Source organism: Pseudoalteromonas sp. MIP2626 (assembly GCF_013414205.1).
GTDB lineage: Bacteria > Pseudomonadota > Gammaproteobacteria > Enterobacterales > Alteromonadaceae > Pseudoalteromonas > Pseudoalteromonas nigrifaciens.
This window is the reverse complement of sequence record NZ_JAATTW010000006.1, coordinates 1-18647: the sequence shown is the minus strand read 5'-3', so window position 1 is coordinate 18647 and position 18647 is coordinate 1. Positions and strand designations below refer to the sequence as shown.

The window sequence follows — 18647 nt, the reverse complement described above, 5'->3', positions numbered from 1 at the left end:
GGTTTATTGATGAAGTTTTCGCACTTTTTTATCCAGCGCCCAATATTTGCGGCGATGTTGTCGTTAATCATTTTAATAGCAGGGGGAATTTCATTATTTCAACTGCCAGTAAGTGAATACCCAGAAGTTGTTCCACCTACCGTAGTGGTAACAGCCAGTTACCCGGGGGCAAACCCAACCGTTATTGCACAAACGGTAGCAACGCCATTAGAGCAAGAAATTAATGGCACCGAAAACATGTTGTATATGTTTTCACAAGCCACTAGTGATGGTCGTATGACCTTAACGGTGACGTTTGCGCTTGGCACCGATTTAGACCGAGCACAAGTACAAGTACAAAACCGAGTAAATAGCGCATTGCCGCGTTTACCACAAGAAGTACAGCGCTTAGGCGTGGTAGCCGAAAAGTCATCGCCCGACTTAACCATGGTGGTGCATTTATATTCTCCTGAAAACACCCACGATACGGCGTATTTATCAAATTATGCCGATTTAAATATTAAAGATGAAATTGCACGCTTATCGGGCGTAGGTGATATTCGCCTGTTTGGTGGCGGTAAATATTCTATGCGTGTGTGGCTTAATCCCGATGCTTTAGCATCGCGCGAGTTAACCGCATCGGATGTAGTAAGTGCACTGCGCTCACAAAACCAGCAGGTTGCTGCGGGTAGCTTAGGCGCTCAGCCAATTTCGAACGACAGCCAGTTTCAAATATTGTTAAATGTTAAAGGTCGTTTAAACAGTATTGAAGAATTTGAACAAGTTATTATTAAAGTAGGTGAGCAAGGGCAGTTAACCCGTTTATCAGATATAGCTCGTGTAGATTTAGGGCAAGACACTTATGCACTGCGCGCTGAGCTTGATAATCAACCAGCACTGGCTATGCCAATATTCCAACGCCCGGGTTCTAATGCAATTGAGCTCTCTGATCAAGTACGCGAAACCATGGCGCGTTTAGCGAAAGACTTTCCTACCGGTGTTGAATACGACATAGTGTACGACCCTACAGTATTTGTACGCGGCTCTATCGATGCGGTAATTACTACCTTGCTAGAAGCAATCGCATTGGTTGTTATTGTGGTGATTGTATTTTTACAAACATGGCGTGCATCTATAATTCCATTGATTGCGGTGCCTGTTTCACTCATTGGTACTTTTGCAGTGATGCAGTTGCTGGGAGTGTCTATTAATACCTTGTCGCTGTTTGGTTTAGTATTGGCCATAGGTATTGTGGTAGATGATGCCATAGTAGTGGTAGAAAACGTTGAGCGTAATATTGAAAAAGGTCTGTCGCCACTTGAAGCAACCCGCGTTGCCATGAGTGAAGTAACCGGCCCTATTATTGCAATTGCCTTGGTACTTAGTGCGGTATTTATTCCTACAGCGTTTATTACCGGGTTGTCTGGGCAGTTTTATAAGCAATTTGCCTTAACCATTACTATTTCTACTATTATTTCAGCTTTTAACTCGCTGACTTTATCCCCAGCACTCGCTGCATTATTATTAAAACCCCATGACGCAAAGCCAGACGCTTTTACGCGGTTGTTAAATAAACTATTTGGTCGTTGGTTATTTGCACCCTTTAATCGCGTGTTTAATCGTGGCGCTAAAGGCTACGAAAAACTGGTACAAAAGCTGATCCGCATGAGCGTGGTGGTCATGGTTGCTTACGTTGCTTTAGTGGGCGGTACTATTAAGTTATTTGACTCTGTACCCGGTGGCTTTATTCCTCAGCAAGATAAACAGTATTTAGTGGCGATTGCACAGCTCCCTGATGCTGCGAGCCTAGATCGTACCGAAGCGGTTATTAAACAAATGCAACAAATAGCGCTAGAAGTGCCTGGCGTTGCCCATACGGTTGCCTTTCCGGGGTTATCGGTTAACGGTTTTACCAACAGCCCTAACAGCGGTATTGTATTTACGCCCTTAGCTCCTTTTAGTGAGCGGACTGATCCTAGCCTATCTGCCATGGCAATTGCAGCGCAACTTAATCAGCGCTTTGCAGCAATTGACGAAGCATTTGTAGCGGTATTTCCGCCGCCGCCTATTCAAGGTTTAGGCACCACAGGTGGCTTTAAATTACAAATTGAAGATAGAGCAAACAAAGGCTTTGAAGCATTATTTAATAGCCTACAGGCGGTAATAGCCAAAGCGCAACAAGACCCTGCATTAGTTGGCCTGTACTCAAGTTTTCGTATTCAAGTGCCACAAATGGATATAGATATAGACCGTGAACAAGCACTTATTCAAGGCATACCACTGGATGAAGTGTTTAATGCGCTACAGATATATTTAGGCTCAGTGTATGTAAACGACTTCAACTTATTTGGCCGTACTTACCAAGTCAATGCGCAAGCTGACGCCGATTATCGCGTTGATCCAGAACAAATATTGCACTTAAAAGTACGAAATCGTGCGGGTAATATGGTGCCATTAGGATCAGTGTTAACGGTAACTCCTACCATAGGCCCAGACAGAGTAATGCATTACAACGGCTACCCAAGTGCAGAACTTAATGGCAGCCCAGCGCCAGGTTATAGCTCAGACCAAGCGCAAGTTGCGATTGAAAAAGTACTTGCCGATACGCTACCTTCAGGTGTTGAATATGAGTGGACCGAAGTAACCTATCAGCAAGTACTTGCGGGTAATACTATGGTGTATGTATTTCCGTTAGTGGTACTGCTGGTATTTATGGTGCTGGCTGCACAATACGAAAGCCTACGTTTACCACTGGCAATTATAATGATTGTACCTATGACCATATTTTCGGCGCTAATTGGGGTGTGGTTTGTGGGCTCAGACAATAACATATTTACGCAAATTGCATTAATTGTGCTGGTGGCTTTGGCCTCTAAAAACGCGATACTTATGGTGGAGTTTGCCAAAGATCAACACGAAACCGGTTTATCACATTTAGATGCCATGTTAGCGGCATGTCGAATGCGCTTACGCCCCATATTAATGACCTCAATAGCCTTTACCGCGGGCGTTGTACCATTAGTATTAGCAACGGGTGCGGGAGCCGAGATGCGCCACGCTATGGGTAATGCTGTATTTGCAGGCATGATAGGAGTAACCGTATTCGGCTTATTATTTACCCCGGTATTTTATATGTTAGTAGCCAATAAAAAGCAAAAAGCACAGCAGGTATCACATGATTAAATTAGTGCAAAAAAGCCTTAAAACGTCGCTTACCACAAGCGCTATATTAATTGCTGCTATGTTATCGGGTTGCGCCGCTAAAATTGACGCTGCCAGCGAGCAAAACGTGGTTAGTGAGTTTATAGCTAGTGCCAATATAGCCAGCGAGCTTAATAATATTGATGAGACAAACTGGTGGCAAAAGCTAGAATCAGCTCAGTTAAATCAGTTGGTTACAGACGCATTAACCAATAACCACAACTTACAAACCAGTCAGTTAGTACTTAAAAGCGCCTTGGCGCGCTTAGGTGAGCAACAAGCGCAGTATTTACCGCAAGGCGGGGTAGAAATTGGCGCGCAGCGCAGTGGTTTAGGCGATACTAACAGTCGTCAATCGAGTGCTAATTTAGCACTTAATTGGCAGCTCGATTTATTTGGTCGTATTACGGCATTGGTTGATGCAGCGAATGCATCGGCCATGAGCCAAGCCGAGCAAGTGCGTTTATTGCAAATTGAAGTGGTTTCGTCGGTTGTTAAAGGCTTTGTGAGCTATCAAGGTAATGTACAAAAGCAGCACATTGTTACGTTGCAAATAGACGCACTAGAGCAAAGTATTGCGGTACTTCAAGCCCAGGTTGATGAAGGCGTAGCAAACGAGCTTGATTTAAATCGTACTATGGCACAACTTAAGCAACAACAAGCACTAATGCCGGCAATTGAATACGCTAAATATCGCGATTTATCAACACTGGCTGTGCTTAGCGGACGACTAGCACAAAATGTTAAACTCACTAATGAGCAAGCCATTTTAGAGCATAAATTTACCGTATCGTTAAATGATGCTAATGAGTCTATTGCACTTAGGCCCGATATTAGCCAAGCACTTTATGCATTTAGCCAAGCAAATAGTTTAAGTGTTGCTGCAAGTAAAGCGTTATTACCAGATATAAGCTTAAGTGGCTTTGCAGGTGTGCTTAGTATTGGTAGTAATAGCCTTAGTGATACACAGCAGCAATGGCAGGTGGCTCCGCAAATTCAGTGGTCAATACTGAGCTACCCGGCATTGTTAGCGCAGCGCGACGCACAGCAGTTTTTAACCCAAGCGGCTTATAGCGATTATCAACAAGTGATACTCCAAGCGCTGAGCGAAAGTGAACTTTCTTTGCAATTGTTGGTCAACCAAGCTCAGCAAAAGAGCTTTGCTGAGCAGCGTTATCAGTTTGCGAATAAAGCATTTTTACAAGCGCAAGCAATGTACGAAGAAGGGCAAATTCCTTACTTAGAGTTGTTAGATGCGCGTCGGGATGTTCTAATAGCTCAAGAAAATGCTGTTGATTCAACGATTTCATCACTGCTCGCTAAAGTAAATGCTTACCAATCATTTAACGGGCGATGGAGTTATGCGTTAAATAATACTAACCAGTAGAGTTTTTTGATGTCTGATACTGATATTTCACCGCAATACACGCTACCGCAGACTATGCGAGCAATTGTATTGCCTGAGCCTAATGAAAAAATTTGTTTAGCCGATGTTGAGTACTCTGTTCCTGAGTGTGCAGACAACGAGCTGCTTATTAAAGTTGAATATGTTGGCTTAAACCCAGTTGATGGCTTGTTTGCTAAATCGGGTTTTTGTAAGTGGCAATATCCACATATTTTAGGGCTTGATGCCGTTGGCGTAGTGGTAAAGGCTGGTAAAGGTGTTTTCCCGGGCGTTGGCACGCGTGTAATGTGGCATGCCAGTATTGGCGATCAAGGGGCGTTGAGTGAATATACCAAAGTAGCTAACTATGCTGTATCGGTTGTTCCTGCTGAGCTTTCAGGCGATATGGCGGCTACTTTACCTTGTGCCGGTATGGCTGCACTTATAAGCCTAGATAAAATTAATATTACCGAGGGCGATACCGTATTAATTGACGGTGGCGCAGGGGCTGTAGGGCAGTTTGCCATTCAGTTTGCAAAGCAGCGCGGTGCCGACGTATTTACCACAGCAGCTAAGCGTAATCATAAATTGGTGAAACAATTAGGCGCCGATGTGGTATTTGCTTACCAGGATAAAGACTTATGCGAAAAAATTCGCCGAGAGCTTGGCCCACAAGGCTTTGATGCGGTAATAGACACCGTTGGTGGCGCCTCTACAATACGCAATATAGAACTAATGCGTTTTTGTGGGCGAATTGCTTGTTTAAACCCATTGCCACATTTTGAACAAGAGCTAATGTATCGTCGAGCACCCAATATTGGTGTTGTATCCTTAGGAGGTGCTTGGTTGGCAAATAGTTTATGTGCCCAGCAACGTTTAAGTTTTATGGGTAACTTATTAATAGAAGGTGCTTTGAGTGGTGACATTAAAACACCCGAAATTACAGCTGTCGACTTTAACGCACAAGCAGTATCAGCAGCACTGCATAAACAATTAGACGGCGGTTTTACCGGCAAACAAGTGGTTAAAATAAGCACTTAGTTAATTTTATAATTGAGCGGATACTAATTAACGCAGCATATAATTATGCTGCTTTTTTTTATGCCCGTTTAAAGTAGCTTTATTTTTAAGGCGTGATTTAGCTAAGTTTTGTTGTTTAATTAGCCAAATGAAGAAAAATAATGTTTTTCAGCGCATAGCCGTAAGCCCTTGTGTTTAAACAGTTTACGTTCACGTAAAGAAAATAAATTGAAAAAACTGTTAATTATTTGCATAGAGTAATTGATCTAATCGAATTTTTATGACGTAATGTAGTCATTATTATCTGGTCGGATGAGTTCAATCATGAGTTTACGTACAAAATTAAAAAAAGTATTACCAAGTATTTCAATTACTGAACAAGAAGCGCTAGACGCCGGCGATGTATGGTTAGAAGGGTCTATCTATCAAGGTAAACCTGACTTTAGTGCACTACGCGCCGTGCCCGCTGCAGTATTAAGCGCAGACGAAAAAGCCTTTATTGATGGCCCACTGCAAGACTTGTTGGGTATGATTGATGACACCGAAATTCAAAATGGCATTCATTTACCGGATTACATTTTAGACTTTTTAAAGAAAGAGCGTTTCTTCTCGCTGATCATTCCTAAATCGTTTGGCGGTTTAGAGTTCAGCCCATACGCTAACTCAACAATTGTAGCCACTATTGCCACTAAAAGCTCTGCAGTAGCGGTAACAGTAATGGTACCTAACTCGTTAGGCCCAGGTGAGCTATTACTGCATTTTGGTACGCAAGAGCAACAAGCACACTACCTACCACGTTTAGCAAATGGTACAGACATTCCATGTTTTGCATTAACTAGCCCAGAAGCGGGTTCTGACGCAGGTGGTATTCCAGATTTAGGTACAGTTACTAAAGGCATGTACAACGGTGAAGAAGTACTTGGTTTAGAAATTACGTGGGACAAGCGTTACATTACACTGGCGCCTATTGCGACTGTATTGGGCTTAGCATTTAAAGTTGTTGACCCTGATGGTTTGCTTGGCGGTAAAGAAAACCTAGGTATTACCTGTGCGCTTATTCCTAAAGAGCACCCGGGTGTAGAGTTAGGTAATCGCCATGATCCTATGAATATTCGTTTTTATAACGGTACTACGCGTGGTAACAAAGTATTTGTACCTATGGACTTTATCATTGGTGGCCAGAAAAACATTGGTCGCGGTTGGCAAATGCTAGTTAGTTGTTTAGGCGCAGGGCGTGGTATTTCATTACCAGCACTGGGTGTAAGTACGGCGCAAGTTGCATTTAAATCAGCGTCTGAGTACGCTGCTGTGCGCGAGCAATTTGGTTTAGCAATAGGCCAGTTTGAAGGTATTCAAGAAAAGCTTGCCGATATTGCAGGTAAAACATACCTACAAGAAGCAATGCGAGTGCTTACAACTGAAGGCTTAGGCATGGGCTTAAAACCATCGGTAGTAACTGCAATTGCTAAATACCACATGACCGAGTTGGGCCGTGATGTACTCGACTCTGCAATGGATATTCAAGCGGGTAAAGCAATTCAAAATGGTCCACAAAACACGCTAGCAAGCGGTTATGTAGCACAGCCAATTGCTATTACGGTAGAAGGCGCGAATATTCTTACTCGTAACCTGATGATCTTTGGTCAAGGTGTAATGCGTTGTCATCCATACTTACAATCTATGGTTGAATCAATTCATAGCGAAGATAAAAATGCAGATAAAGAATTTAACCGTATTTTACGTAAAACAGTAAGTTACAGCGTAGCAAACAGCTTACGTGCGTTCCGCTTGGGTGTATTACCATTTACAGCAGGTGCAAGTTCAACGTTACCAGAAGTACGTGAATACGAAAAAGCAGCACATAAACTGTCAGCTAAATTAGCTGTATATGCAGATTTCTCGCTACTTGTACTTGGCGGTAAGCTTAAGCAAGCAGAAATGTTGTCGGCACGTTTAGGTGATGTAATGAGCTTTTTATACGCGGCAATGGCGTCAATTAAATACTACGAGCAAAAAGTATCAAGTAGTGAACGTGAGCAAGCAGCACCGTATTTTCATTATGCTACTCGCTTTGCACTACAAAGTGCTGAAGAAGCGCTGCACAAGTTTTTAGATAACTTCCCTGCAAGTGGTACGCGTAAGTTCATGCGTTTTATTACCATGAACTACTCAACTAAAATGCCAAAAATTAGCGACGACTTAATTCGTGAACTAGCTAAGCAAGCTCAGCTAGATACGGCCTTTAAAGCGCAAATTACGCATTTAGTTAAGCCAGTTAAAGGTGATGGACATTATATTAACGAGCAAGCGTACAAAGCTAAAATGGCATCGCTTGGTGAGTTGGCTAAAGTTAAAAAAGCACTGCGTGCTAAAACAATTAAAGCGGGTATTCGTTTTTCAATCACACTTGATAACGCACTTGCGGCTAATGTAATTACAGCAGCTGAACATACTCAGCTTATTGATTACAACACTAAGCGCGAAAAAGCGATTCGTGTAGATGAGTTCGATTTTGATATGAACTTACTTGACGACAACGCACAACCGGTTAACCCACTTAAAAGTGTTGTAAACCAGTAATCACTCAGTGTAAATAAATTCAACAATGTAAGCGCCTGAAGTTTGGGCGCTTTTTACGTTTTTAAAGAAAGCCCACAAAAGTTAATTGAGGGGCTTTTTGTAACTTAATGAGGAGCTATTTAAAATAAATAAGAAATAGTTAAGTTACCCGATACAGCAACGTAGGTGCCTGTGCGGTACATAAAATCTTCATATTCATCAGCCTGGCGTAGAGTTAAAACAAAATCTAACGCTGCAGGACCCCAGTTGTAGCCTAAGCCGCCACCAAGTTGAAAGCCTGACATAGTTTCATTTTCACTCAAAGCACTCCACTTGTCTGAAAAGAAACCTGCGCCGCCATAGCCTCTAAAGCCTTTTTTAGACAAACCCACACCCCCGTAAGCCATTAGGTCGAATCCATCACTTTCTATCGCCGAAAAGTCGTCATTTTCTAATGAGAAGTAGGTAGCTCTAATTTGAAAATGATTATTAACAGCGTAACCCGCAGCTATATTAAAACCACTAAAATCCAAATCTTCGCTTGAGCTATTGTCATTGGCTAATGTGAACGCGTAAGCACCCGCTCCAATACTCCAATGTTTTTGAGGTACTGGTTCTAGCTCATTCGCTTGTACAAAAGAGCCTAGTAATAAAGAAGATAGCAGCAAAGTTCCCTGGAATGTTTTTTTCATTATTTTTCCTATTTTGATATTTTAAAAGTACGATTTAAAGATAATTCTCATAAAGCATATTCAGGTTTTAACGACTAAAAAATTTAGCCCGTTACACCAAGTAAGCAGCATGTATGATGTTATAGAGATGAAATCGGCGAGAGAATAGCGCATACAAAAGCAAGTGTCTAATGTTAAGTTATTGTATTTATTGAGTTATTTACAATAGTGGTGTGGTTGGGATACTTATCATACTAATTGTGAGCGGTATGTGAGCGGTATGTGAGCGTGTATTGAGCAATGCTGCTAATTGTTTTCTGTTTTTTGATTTAAAGATGAATAGAGGTAATAGCTAACGTTAATGAAAATAAATTTATAAATAAAATTGTTCTTTGTCACTTAAGTAGTTTTTACTATTAAATAACACTTTTTATAATAACAACGCTTTGCGTTAAACTAACTAAAATTTATTAATATTAAGTGCGGCTATGGCTTTTTACCTTTCTTTATTACAGCAACAGTTTAAACAGATAAAAGTGGGGGCTACGCTGACTTCTTTGTGGAGTGGTTGTGGCAGCATAGTGGCTTGTGAGCTTGACGGACAGGCGTGTGTTATAAAGGCGGTGAATATTCCTGAGGTGATAAATCACCCAAAGATTAAACAAACGGCGTTTGCTGTTAATCGTAAGCGTAAATCTTATAATGTTGAATACTACTTTTATAATGATTGCAGCCAGCAGTTACCTAATAACGCTGCTGCTATTGGCTGTTTAGCCGCAATCCAAAATGATCAGCGATATGTGCTGGCGTTTAACGATTTTACCCAGCAGGGCTATGTACAAGCTTTGCCTCAAGACTATCGCGAGGTTATTAAATGGTTAGCGCATTTTCATGCGTTTAATCTAACAATTGAAGCTGTTACTCACGCGGCTGAAAAGTTATGGCCACAGGGCAATTATTGGCATTTAAGTACGCGTCCCGATGAGCTTACAAAGCTCCAGCAATCAGCTATTAAGCAGGTTGCAGCTAAGCTAAATACGACATTATGCAATAGTGCATATAAAACAGTAATTCATGGTGATGCCAAGCTGGCAAATTTTGCCATAAACAAACAGCAGCACGTGCTAGGGTACGACTTTCAATATGTAGGTGCTGGTGTTGGGGTTATAGACGTGATGTATTTTATGACAAGCTGCTTTAACGAAACACAATTGCATCAGCATGCTGATAGTTGTTTAGAGTGGTATTTTAGCGAATTGAAGTTAGCATTAGGCGTTTATCATCCTAAGGTAGAGGCAAGTAAAGTGATTAACGATTGGCGCAATTTATGGAGTGTTGCTTGGGCCGATTTTTATCGTTTTTTAGCAGGGTGGAGTCCAGAGCATAAAAAAATAAACAGTTACATGTTGCTTCACGTAAAGAGTGAGTTAAAAAAACACATTTAATTAACGCTTGAATTAGGTATATTGCCTTAATATCAGGCAAAATAATGTTATTTGGCAGCAATTGTGAAAACTTAACGAAAACTGCAGGCCAAATGCACTTTTTTACTATAAAATATCGCAAATTTTATCACTAGGTTTTTTTAATATGGCTATTCACGTTATAACTCATCCCCTTGTTCAACATAAATTAGGCTTAATGCGCTCCCATGGAATTAGCACTAAAAGCTTTCGTGAATTGTGCTCTGAAGTAGGTACTTTATTAACCTACGAAGCAACTCAAAACCTACCGTTAGAAGACAACGAAATTACCAGCTGGGATGGCACAAAGTTAAATGTGCAGCATATTAAAGGTAAAAAAATTACTGTAGTGCCTATTTTACGTGCGGGCTTAGGCATGATGGACGGTGTGATGCAGTTATTGCCGGCTGCCAAAGTAAGTGTTGTAGGCCTTGAGCGAAACGAAGAAACATTAGAGCCAATTCCATACTTTGAAAAGCTAGTAAGTAATATTAATGAGCGTTTAAGCTTAGTGATAGACCCTATGCTTGCAACAGGCGGCACTATGATTGCCACTATTGATATGCTTAAAAAAGCAGGCTGTAAAGAAATCAAGGTAATTGTATTAGTTGCAGCCCCTGAAGGGGTTGAAAAAACATTAGCTGCCCATCCAGATGTAGAAATATATACTGCATCGGTAGACAGCCACTTAAACGATAAAGGCTATATTGTGCCTGGTTTAGGTGATGCAGGTGATAAAATTTTCGGTACGGTTTAAGTGAAAACAGTGCAAAACGATACGATGAAAAACAATGCCATGTTCTCAATAAAAACGATACTTACTGGTGCGCAAATGTTGTTTGTAGCATTTGGCTCATTAGTACTAGTACCGCTGTTAACAGGGCTTGATCCAAGTGTTGCTCTTTTTACTGCGGGCTTAGGTACGCTATTATTTCAGTTTGTTACTAAAGGCCAAGTACCCATATTTTTAGCGTCATCGTTTGCTTTTATTGCACCGATTATTGCCTCAATACAAATGTGGGGCATACCTGCCACTATGGGTGGTTTAATGGCGGCTGGTTTTGCTTACATGCTATTGAGCTTTTTAGTTAAATTTAAAGGCACTGAAACGCTACATAAAATATTACCCCCAATAGTAGTCGGGCCGGTTATTATGGTTATTGGCCTAGCTTTAGCACCGGTTGCCGTAAACATGGCCATGGGCAAAAGTGGTGACGGCAGCACGCAAATTATTGCTTATGATAGTGCTATTTACATCTCATTATTTTCTTTAGTGGTTACGCTTATATTAGCGGTATGGGGTAAGGGTGTATTTAAACTTATTCCAATATTAGCAGGGGTGGTAGCAGGTTATAGTTTATCGCTTGCTATGGGCGTGGTGCAATTTGACGCCGTAACTAACGCACAGTGGTTAGCTGTGCCTAACTTTGTTTTACCTGAGTTTAAATGGCAAGCCATTTTGTTTATGGTGCCGGTGGCGATTGCTCCCGCTGTTGAGCATATTGGCGACATGATGGCGATTAGCCAAGTTACCAATAAAGATTTTTTGAAAAATCCAGGGCTACATCGCACTCTATTTGGCGACGGATTAGCTACCTCAGCAGCATCATTGTTTGGTGGGCCGCCAAACACAACTTACTCAGAAGTAACCGGTGCGGTAATGCTGACTAAAAACTTTAACCCAAAAGTGATGATATGGACTGCAATTATTGCCATTACTTTAGCCTTTATAGCTAAAATGGGCGCAAGTTTACAAACAATTCCAGTGCCGGTTATGGGCGGCATTATGATTTTATTGTTTGGCTCAATTGCAGTGATCGGATTAAACACTTTAGTTAAATCTGGGGATGATTTAAGCGAACCGCGTAATTTAAGCATAGTAGCGCTTATTTTGATTTGTGGTATTGGTGGAATGCATATTGGCAGTAGTCAGTTTAGCCTAGAAGGCGTAAGCCTCTGCGCTATTTTAGGCATAGTGCTAAACTTAGTGTTACCAAAAGCCGAGAAGAAAAACGCAGCTTAAATTTATAGATAAGTTAAACTAACCTAATAGCGCATATATATGCGCTATTTTTTTAGCTAAAATAAAGGCGCAATAGAAATATGGATATCAGTGATTTTTTAGCAAAACATCAATTACCAATAAGCTATCAACAGCAGTGTGAATAGTTTTTTATTCCGGTAGCAAAAAATATATTGCACGCTAAAAAAACCAATACTCCGTTATTTGTTGCTATTAATGGCAGCCAAGGCTCGGGTAAAACCACCTTGGCTGATTTTTTAGTAACTTGGTTGGCAAAAAATAGTTCGTTTAATAGCATAGCGCTTTCTATTGATGACTTTTACCTTACTAAGCAGCGCCGACTGCAGCTTGCAAAAAATGTACACCCGCTACTTGCCACTCGCGGCGTACCCGGCACGCACGATGTAGCTTTAATGAAAAGCACACTTGAGCAGTTACTAGCAGGGCACAGTGGTGTGCCTCTACCTCATTTTAATAAGCATTTAGATGACAGTGCGCCACATAACGAGTGGCCGCGTAATAATACCGCTGTCGATATTATTATTTTAGAAGGGTGGTGCGTAGGTAGTAAGGCACAATCGGCATCAGCATTAACTGCGCCATTAAATGAGTTAGAGCAAAATGCAGATAGCCAAGGTGTTTGGCGTAACTATGTGAACAATTGTTTAAAAACAGAATATTTAAACATTTTTGCTAAAGTTGATTATTTAGTGATGCTTAAAGCCCCTAGTTTTGCTGCCGTATTTGCATGGCGAAAAGAGCAAGAGCAAAAGCTTATAGCCTTAAAAGGGCAAGGTGCAGGCACTATGAATGACGCCCAACTTAGATACTTTATTGCTCATTTTGAGCGTGTCACTCGAGAAAATTTAAACACACTAGCATCAACAGCAAACGCCCTTGTAACACTTAACGAGCAACGTGAAATTAGTTGCTTGGAGTTTAAAGCTGATTAATTAAAATGTTATGTCAGCAGCAACTGTGGCTTGCTATAACAAGGTTGAGTTTACTAAGCTCCTCAAAAAAGTCGCTCTTTACTCTTTAAGTTTGCATCTAAAGTGTAAAGGGGCTTTACACAGCGAACAAGGCTAAACATTACACACTTTCATTTGCGGTTACTTACTAGCGTATTATTGGTATAATCGACGGAGTTTTTAATTGAAAGGTTTATCATGAAGTACTTTTATTTTGTTTTTATTTTACTCACGTCATCAGTCTCAATTGCCAGCGCGCCAGTTGACCTTGAAATTAATATGAAAAACACGGGGCTTGCATATAAACAAGCAGTGCAAGCGACTAATATTGACGAGTTTAACCTTGCGATTAATGAATTCATCTCGTTAGTGGAAATAAGTAAAACAGCTAAGTTTTATAAAGAACCAGAGCAATCATTACAAGGGCTTGATAAAGTCATTGCTCAGGCTGAGCTTGCAAAACAAGCTGCTAACCTGCAAGGTTTGAGTGCGGCTAAACAGCCACTAAAAAATATAGATAATTTACGTAAAAAGTACCATGAGTTACATGAGCCTCCAGGCTTTTTTGAATTACTATTTGGAAAATAAGGGACCCTCGATGGAAATTTCAGTTGCAATGTTAGATGGCCAAAAGCTCAGTGCTAAATTTGGCGATCATGAAGTGATAAGCGATCAGAGTTTGGCTGCAGGTGGCAACGCAGAGCACCCAGAACCGTTTGATTACTTTTTAGTGAGTATGGTGTTATGTGCAGGTTTTTATGCAAGAAAGTTTTGCCAACAACGCGATATTTCGACACAAGGGATGTCACTTAAGCAAAATAACGAAAATGTGGATGAAGATGGTAAAAAGTTATTTTCTATTGAGATAACACTCCCAGATGGATTCCCTGATAAGTATAAAAAAGCACTGGTTGCCGCGGTAAATACCTGCACCGTGAAAAAAGTAATTCAGGCAGTACCTGAATTTTCAGTGGTAGTTAAATAGATAGTTAAATAAGTAGTTAATTAAAGTCACTGAGTGTTACACAACATTCAGTGACTGCTTTATAAAGTGATAGTGGTCAAATGCTATTTCTTTTTCATACCCTGAACAGCTTTAAAGCGTGGGTTCTCCTTACAAATCACAAATACTCGTCCTTTACGTTTTACAACTTGACACCCTGCACGCTGTTTAGCACTTTTAATCGAACTTAATACTTTCATTTTATACCTCATTAATAAATAAAATAGGGAAATTCTCATAACAGCATTATGTTATGTGATGTTATATCATTTTATTAATCAGGATCTATAGCCACTCAAAAAATTATTTAATAAGCATTTAAAAACCATAATTGCTGGCTATTTATGCAAACAAATCAAAAAATGAGCAGTTAAACCAAAAGTGCTGGCTATTGGCGTTTAGCCTGTTATAACTATAATTACATTCGTTAAAAACAGCATAAACAGTAGATCTCAGAGGTAACATATGAGCGACGCAATACAAAAACAACAACAAATAGATCAAGGGGTAATGGATACTCTAAAAGAGCGCGACCATAGTGTTTTAGCACAACAAGTAAACCCTTTAACTTGCACCCATAATGATATTATTGAGTTACTTGCCCAATATATGGCATTAAGTGAACAAGATAACGATGATCTATTTGATCACTGGTTTGATAATTTATCAAAAGAACAACACACAGTATTAAAGGTATTTGAGGTATATAGAGGGCAGTATGAACACCAAAATTAAAATTAGTAAGAGAAGTTTTCTCTAAAAATTTCAGCTGTTAATCACTTCATTTCAAGTTATATACGCACAATTTTTAGTTAACCATTTGAATTTAAATTACTAAATTCAAATGGTTAACTCTCTTAAACGCTCCTTAGTGCTTCAAAGTAAACACAATAACCTCTTATACTAAAAAGTAATTCCGGCATCTATTTATAATTTCAGTATTTTATTGATTACTTACATCTTTGGAATGATATTTGCTTGTAATTACAGAAATAAAATCGTCAATATTTAGACACATGAGGTAAAAATGAATTTTGGAGCTCTTTCTTCACAGTTATACAATGACAATAGCTATTCAAACCTAAGTAATTTAAATAAAAACACTGTAAAAATGGATGATCCTAGTAAAAGCGCAGAGGCTAAACCAGATACTTCTTTAAATAAAAGCGCTGAAAAAACAACGAGCTCAACTGAGACTATTGAAGACATAAAGCCGCTCATCAGCACCGAAACAGAAGATTCGAGCGACAACTCAGCAGTTCAAATGCATAAAGCTATCGGATCAATTAAGGACTTGCAGAATAAAATAAAAGAAATGACCAATAATTCTGATACGCCAACAGAAGAAACAGCAGAAGAACTAAGTAAACTTAAAAAGCAACTCGACAGTGAGCTATCGTCGATACAGTTAACAGTGCGAAAAAATGTATCTACTTTAATGGATTCACTATTTTCATCATCTTCAGATAATAAATACTCAGGTTTGCTTTTTAACAACAAAGTATAATCAAACTTAACTTTTCATGTGTTTATCAGTTTAATCGTGGCTTTATAAAGTCTAAAAAGCTGCGAGTCCAGCTTGTATTATTTCGCGATTATTGACTGCTATAATAACACTTGGTAGTAACTCTACAAGTATGTAATTTCTAATCATGAAATGTGAAAGAAAAGCAATACCTTGACGTGCGACACATATTTTCCTGAGTAGCTTTACCACTGCTAGCTGAATTAATACGTAACTTATCGAGCCTGTAATAAATTATGCTTAAGTACTTTTCAATGGGTGAAAGGTAGAAAACATGAATCAGAAAGAACTTGAAGCTTAATACTTTTGTAAAGAAAGCCGCAAAAGTATTAAAATAGGTGAAGGGTGAAGGCGGTTAATTTGAGTTGAATATACCCTGCAACCGTAATGGTGGCTTGTGCCTCTCTCTGTAAAGAAATCAACTCCACTTTACCTCAATGAACAACAAAGTATTATGTTTACACGGTAAAGGAATGACGACGCGTAATATTGTAATTCATTCGATAAGACCTATTACGCCAAAAACCTTCCTAACTGAACTTCCCAGGTTAGAAGGTTGATGGTTGGTAAATAGGGCTGTTAGAGCTGTTTATATGGGCTGTATTCGTTTGAAAGCTAAAGAGGTAATAAGCTGATTGTCAGCAAAGTGATTTATTTGATACTAGGCGTTGACGTCACAGGCTAAAAAGATTTATTGGGATGTGTCTTTGAAGATGATATGGGTATATTGGGCTATATTTAAAATTAGTACTTACATAGGTATTGTCAAAGGCTAGCTTTAGGCGCGTAAATTCTCTTTCCCCCTATTAAAATCTCTAACTAGAAGAAAAGCAATTAAAATATTATACAGTTCCATGTGTTATTAAATTTCTTAACCAAAGTTCAAGTTAAATAGTAATGCTATAAATATAGAAAAGTAAAACAAAAAACCCACTATAGTCAGGCTATGAGTGGGTTTTTAGTGCGCTTTAAATTAAAAACGCATCAGCTAAAACAGCTTAGATAGCTACGATGTTTTCAGCTTGTGGACCTTTTTGACCTTGTGTAACAGTAAACTGTACACGTTGGCCTTCAGCTAGAGTTTTGAAACCGTCGCCAGAAATTGCGCTAAAATGTGCGAAAACGTCTGCGCCAGATTCTTGCTCGATAAAACCAAAACCTTTTGCTTCGTTAAACCATTTTACTGAACCAGTAGTTGTATTAGACATAATTATATCCTAAAAAAATTAATAAAAGTGTGCCTGAAAATAGGCGATTGAGCTGGAAAAAACCTATATTTAACTTGAGGATAACGCGAAGGATTATTACTAATATCAACGTGGTACTTACAAATAAACAGTATTTCTTTCAAACTTATATAAATAGATGGGTTATAGATAACCCATCAACTTAAACATCTTAGATACAAACGATGTTTTCAGCTTGTGGACCTTTTTGACCTTGTGTAACAGTAAACTGTACACGTTGGCCTTCAGCTAGAGTTTTGAAACCGTCGCCAGAAATTGCGCTAAAATGTGCGAAAACGTCTGCGCCAGATTCTTGCTCGATAAAACCAAAACCTTTTGCTTCGTTAAACCATTTTACTGAACCAGTAGTTGTATTAGACATAATTATATCCTAAAAAAATTAATAAAAGTGTGCCTGAAAATAGGCGATTGAGCTGGAAAAAACCTATATTTAACTTGAGGATAACGCGAAGGATTATTACTAATATCAACGTGGTACTTACAAATAAACAGTATTTCTTTCAAACTTATATAAATAGATGGGTTATAGATAACCCATCAACTTAAACATCTTAGATACAAACGATGTTTTCAGCTTGTGGACCTTTTTGACCTTGTGTAACAGTAAACTGTACACGTTGGCCTTCAGCTAGAGTTTTGAAACCGTCGCCAGAGATTGCACTGAAATGTGCGAAAACGTCTGCGCCAGATTCTTGCTCGATAAAACCAAAACCTTTAGCTTCGTTAAAAAACTTTACTGTACCAGTAGTTGTATTAGACATAATTGTATCCTAAGAAATTAATAAAAAATGTGCCTGAAAGTAGGCGATTAAGCTGGAAAAAAAATATTTAACTTGAGGATAACACAAAGGATTATTACTAATATCAACGTGGTACGTACAAATAAACAGAACTTCTTTCAAACTAATATTCATTAACGGGTTATTACTAACCCATTAAATTAAACAATTTAGATGCAAACAATATTTTCAGCTTGCGGGCCTTTTTGACCTTGTGTAACAGTAAATTGTACACGTTGGCCTTCAGCTAAAGTTTTGAAGCCATCGCTAGTAATTGCGCTAAAATGAGCAAAAACATCAGGGCCAGACTCTTGTTCAATAAAACCAAAACCTTTTGCTTCATTAAACCATTTAACTGAACCAGTTGTTGTAGACATAGTAGTATCCTAAAAAATTAAAGTGCGCCCTATATAAGGCAATGTAAAGAGTAAGAAAACATATATTTAACTGAGGATAGCGCGAAGGATTATTACTAATAACAACGTGGTACTTACAAATAAACAGGGCTTTCTATCAACCCGATGCGAAGTACTTTAACAGTAACCTCAGCCGGACATCAAGTTTTATTTAGATTTATTTTTACCACTAGCAAAACGTACTGGCTTTTACGGATTATAATTTGTTAAATTATTTCAGGTAAAGAACGTTATATTAAGCAGTAACTTAAAAGATGAATTACTTGTTAATTACAGTTTTTATTATATACAGCAAGATAATGAGCTGTACGAAGTTAAATTACTAACACTAGGGTCTTATATGGACTCCCTATTAATGTCAAAAATAAAATTGAAATAAATTAGATGCTAGCTTATATACGGGCTC

Annotated in this window: 18 protein-coding genes; 12 read left to right on the top strand and 6 right to left on the bottom strand. The window is 39.2% G+C overall.

Annotated features, from left to right (window positions below; all coding sequences use genetic code 11):
• Positions 1-9: 9 nt before the first annotated feature.
• From HC000_RS05310 to HC000_RS05295, 4 genes are all read left to right on the top strand, one after another.
• Positions 10-3162 carry a multidrug efflux RND transporter permease subunit gene (locus HC000_RS05310; protein ID WP_179807132.1) on the top strand — a complete coding sequence of 1051 codons (3153 nt, stop codon included), beginning with the start codon at positions 10-12 and terminating at the stop codon, positions 3160-3162.
• On the top strand, positions 3155-4567 hold the full coding sequence (locus tag HC000_RS05305) for a TolC family protein (RefSeq protein WP_179807131.1): 1413 nt from the start codon (positions 3155-3157) through the stop codon (positions 4565-4567). The genes HC000_RS05310 and HC000_RS05305 overlap by 8 nt, the downstream gene beginning before the upstream one ends.
• Positions 4568-4576: 9 nt before the next feature.
• On the top strand, positions 4577-5605 hold the full coding sequence (locus tag HC000_RS05300; protein ID WP_179807130.1) for a zinc-binding dehydrogenase: 1029 nt from the start codon (positions 4577-4579) through the stop codon (positions 5603-5605).
• A 303-nt stretch (positions 5606-5908) separates the two neighbouring features.
• Entirely contained in the window at positions 5909-8164 is a 2256-nt protein-coding gene (locus tag HC000_RS05295) for an acyl-CoA dehydrogenase (protein WP_011330002.1), read from the top strand.
• A gap of 119 nt (positions 8165-8283) precedes the next feature.
• On the opposite strand, the gene HC000_RS05290 is transcribed toward HC000_RS05295, so the two are convergent.
• Positions 8284-8835 (bottom strand): outer membrane beta-barrel protein, encoded by a 552-nt coding sequence (locus tag HC000_RS05290; protein ID WP_179807129.1) that lies wholly within the window; start codon positions 8833-8835, stop codon positions 8284-8286.
• A 467-nt stretch (positions 8836-9302) separates the two neighbouring features.
• Between HC000_RS05290 and HC000_RS05285 the strand changes: the two genes are divergently transcribed.
• The 6 genes from HC000_RS05285 (at position 9303) to HC000_RS05260 (ending at position 14256) form a co-directional block, all read left to right on the top strand.
• Entirely contained in the window at positions 9303-10259 is a 957-nt protein-coding gene (locus HC000_RS05285; RefSeq protein WP_179807128.1) for a phosphotransferase, read from the top strand.
• Between the two features lie 145 nt (positions 10260-10404).
• A complete protein-coding gene (gene upp, locus HC000_RS05280; protein WP_011330005.1) occupies positions 10405-11034 on the top strand; it encodes a uracil phosphoribosyltransferase in 630 nt (209 codons plus the stop codon).
• Between the two features lie 24 nt (positions 11035-11058).
• Positions 11059-12300 (top strand): uracil-xanthine permease family protein, encoded by a 1242-nt coding sequence (locus HC000_RS05275; RefSeq protein ID WP_179807160.1) that lies wholly within the window; start codon positions 11059-11061, stop codon positions 12298-12300.
• A gap of 173 nt (positions 12301-12473) precedes the next feature.
• Complete coding sequence (locus HC000_RS05270) at positions 12474-13253, top strand: kinase (protein WP_179807127.1); 780 nt, start codon at positions 12474-12476, stop codon at positions 13251-13253.
• Between the two features lie 216 nt (positions 13254-13469).
• A complete protein-coding gene (locus tag HC000_RS05265) occupies positions 13470-13859 on the top strand; it encodes a cytochrome b562 (protein ID WP_011330008.1) in 390 nt (129 codons plus the stop codon).
• A gap of 10 nt (positions 13860-13869) precedes the next feature.
• Positions 13870-14256 (top strand): OsmC family protein, encoded by a 387-nt coding sequence (locus HC000_RS05260; protein WP_011330009.1) that lies wholly within the window; start codon positions 13870-13872, stop codon positions 14254-14256.
• An 83-nt stretch (positions 14257-14339) separates the two neighbouring features.
• Here the strand turns inward: HC000_RS05260 and ykgO are convergent, their stop codons facing one another.
• On the bottom strand, positions 14340-14474 hold the full coding sequence (gene ykgO, locus HC000_RS05255; protein WP_179807126.1) for a type B 50S ribosomal protein L36: 135 nt from the start codon (positions 14472-14474) through the stop codon (positions 14340-14342).
• A 265-nt stretch (positions 14475-14739) separates the two neighbouring features.
• Here ykgO and HC000_RS05250 point away from each other — a divergent pair, with 265 nt between their 5' ends.
• The gene (locus HC000_RS05250; protein WP_179807125.1) at positions 14740-15009 is read left to right on the top strand and encodes a hypothetical protein; all 270 of its coding nucleotides are present in this window, start codon (positions 14740-14742) and stop codon (positions 15007-15009) included.
• 292 nt (positions 15010-15301) lie between these two features.
• A complete protein-coding gene (locus HC000_RS05245) occupies positions 15302-15781 on the top strand; it encodes a hypothetical protein (RefSeq protein ID WP_179807124.1) in 480 nt (159 codons plus the stop codon).
• 1016 nt (positions 15782-16797) lie between these two features.
• Here HC000_RS05245 and HC000_RS05240 read toward each other — a convergent pair.
• The 4 genes from HC000_RS05240 to HC000_RS05225 form a co-directional block, all read right to left on the bottom strand.
• Positions 16798-17007 (bottom strand): cold-shock protein, encoded by a 210-nt coding sequence (locus tag HC000_RS05240; RefSeq protein ID WP_011330012.1) that lies wholly within the window; start codon positions 17005-17007, stop codon positions 16798-16800.
• A gap of 190 nt (positions 17008-17197) precedes the next feature.
• The gene (locus HC000_RS05235; RefSeq protein ID WP_007377377.1) at positions 17198-17407 is read right to left on the bottom strand and encodes a cold-shock protein; all 210 of its coding nucleotides are present in this window, start codon (positions 17405-17407) and stop codon (positions 17198-17200) included.
• Between the two features lie 190 nt (positions 17408-17597).
• The gene (locus HC000_RS05230) at positions 17598-17807 is read right to left on the bottom strand and encodes a cold-shock protein (RefSeq protein WP_011329603.1); all 210 of its coding nucleotides are present in this window, start codon (positions 17805-17807) and stop codon (positions 17598-17600) included.
• A gap of 188 nt (positions 17808-17995) precedes the next feature.
• Positions 17996-18202, bottom strand: a complete 207-nt coding sequence (locus HC000_RS05225) for a cold-shock protein (protein WP_011330013.1) — start codon at positions 18200-18202, stop codon at positions 17996-17998.
• Positions 18203-18647: the final 445 nt, after the last annotated feature.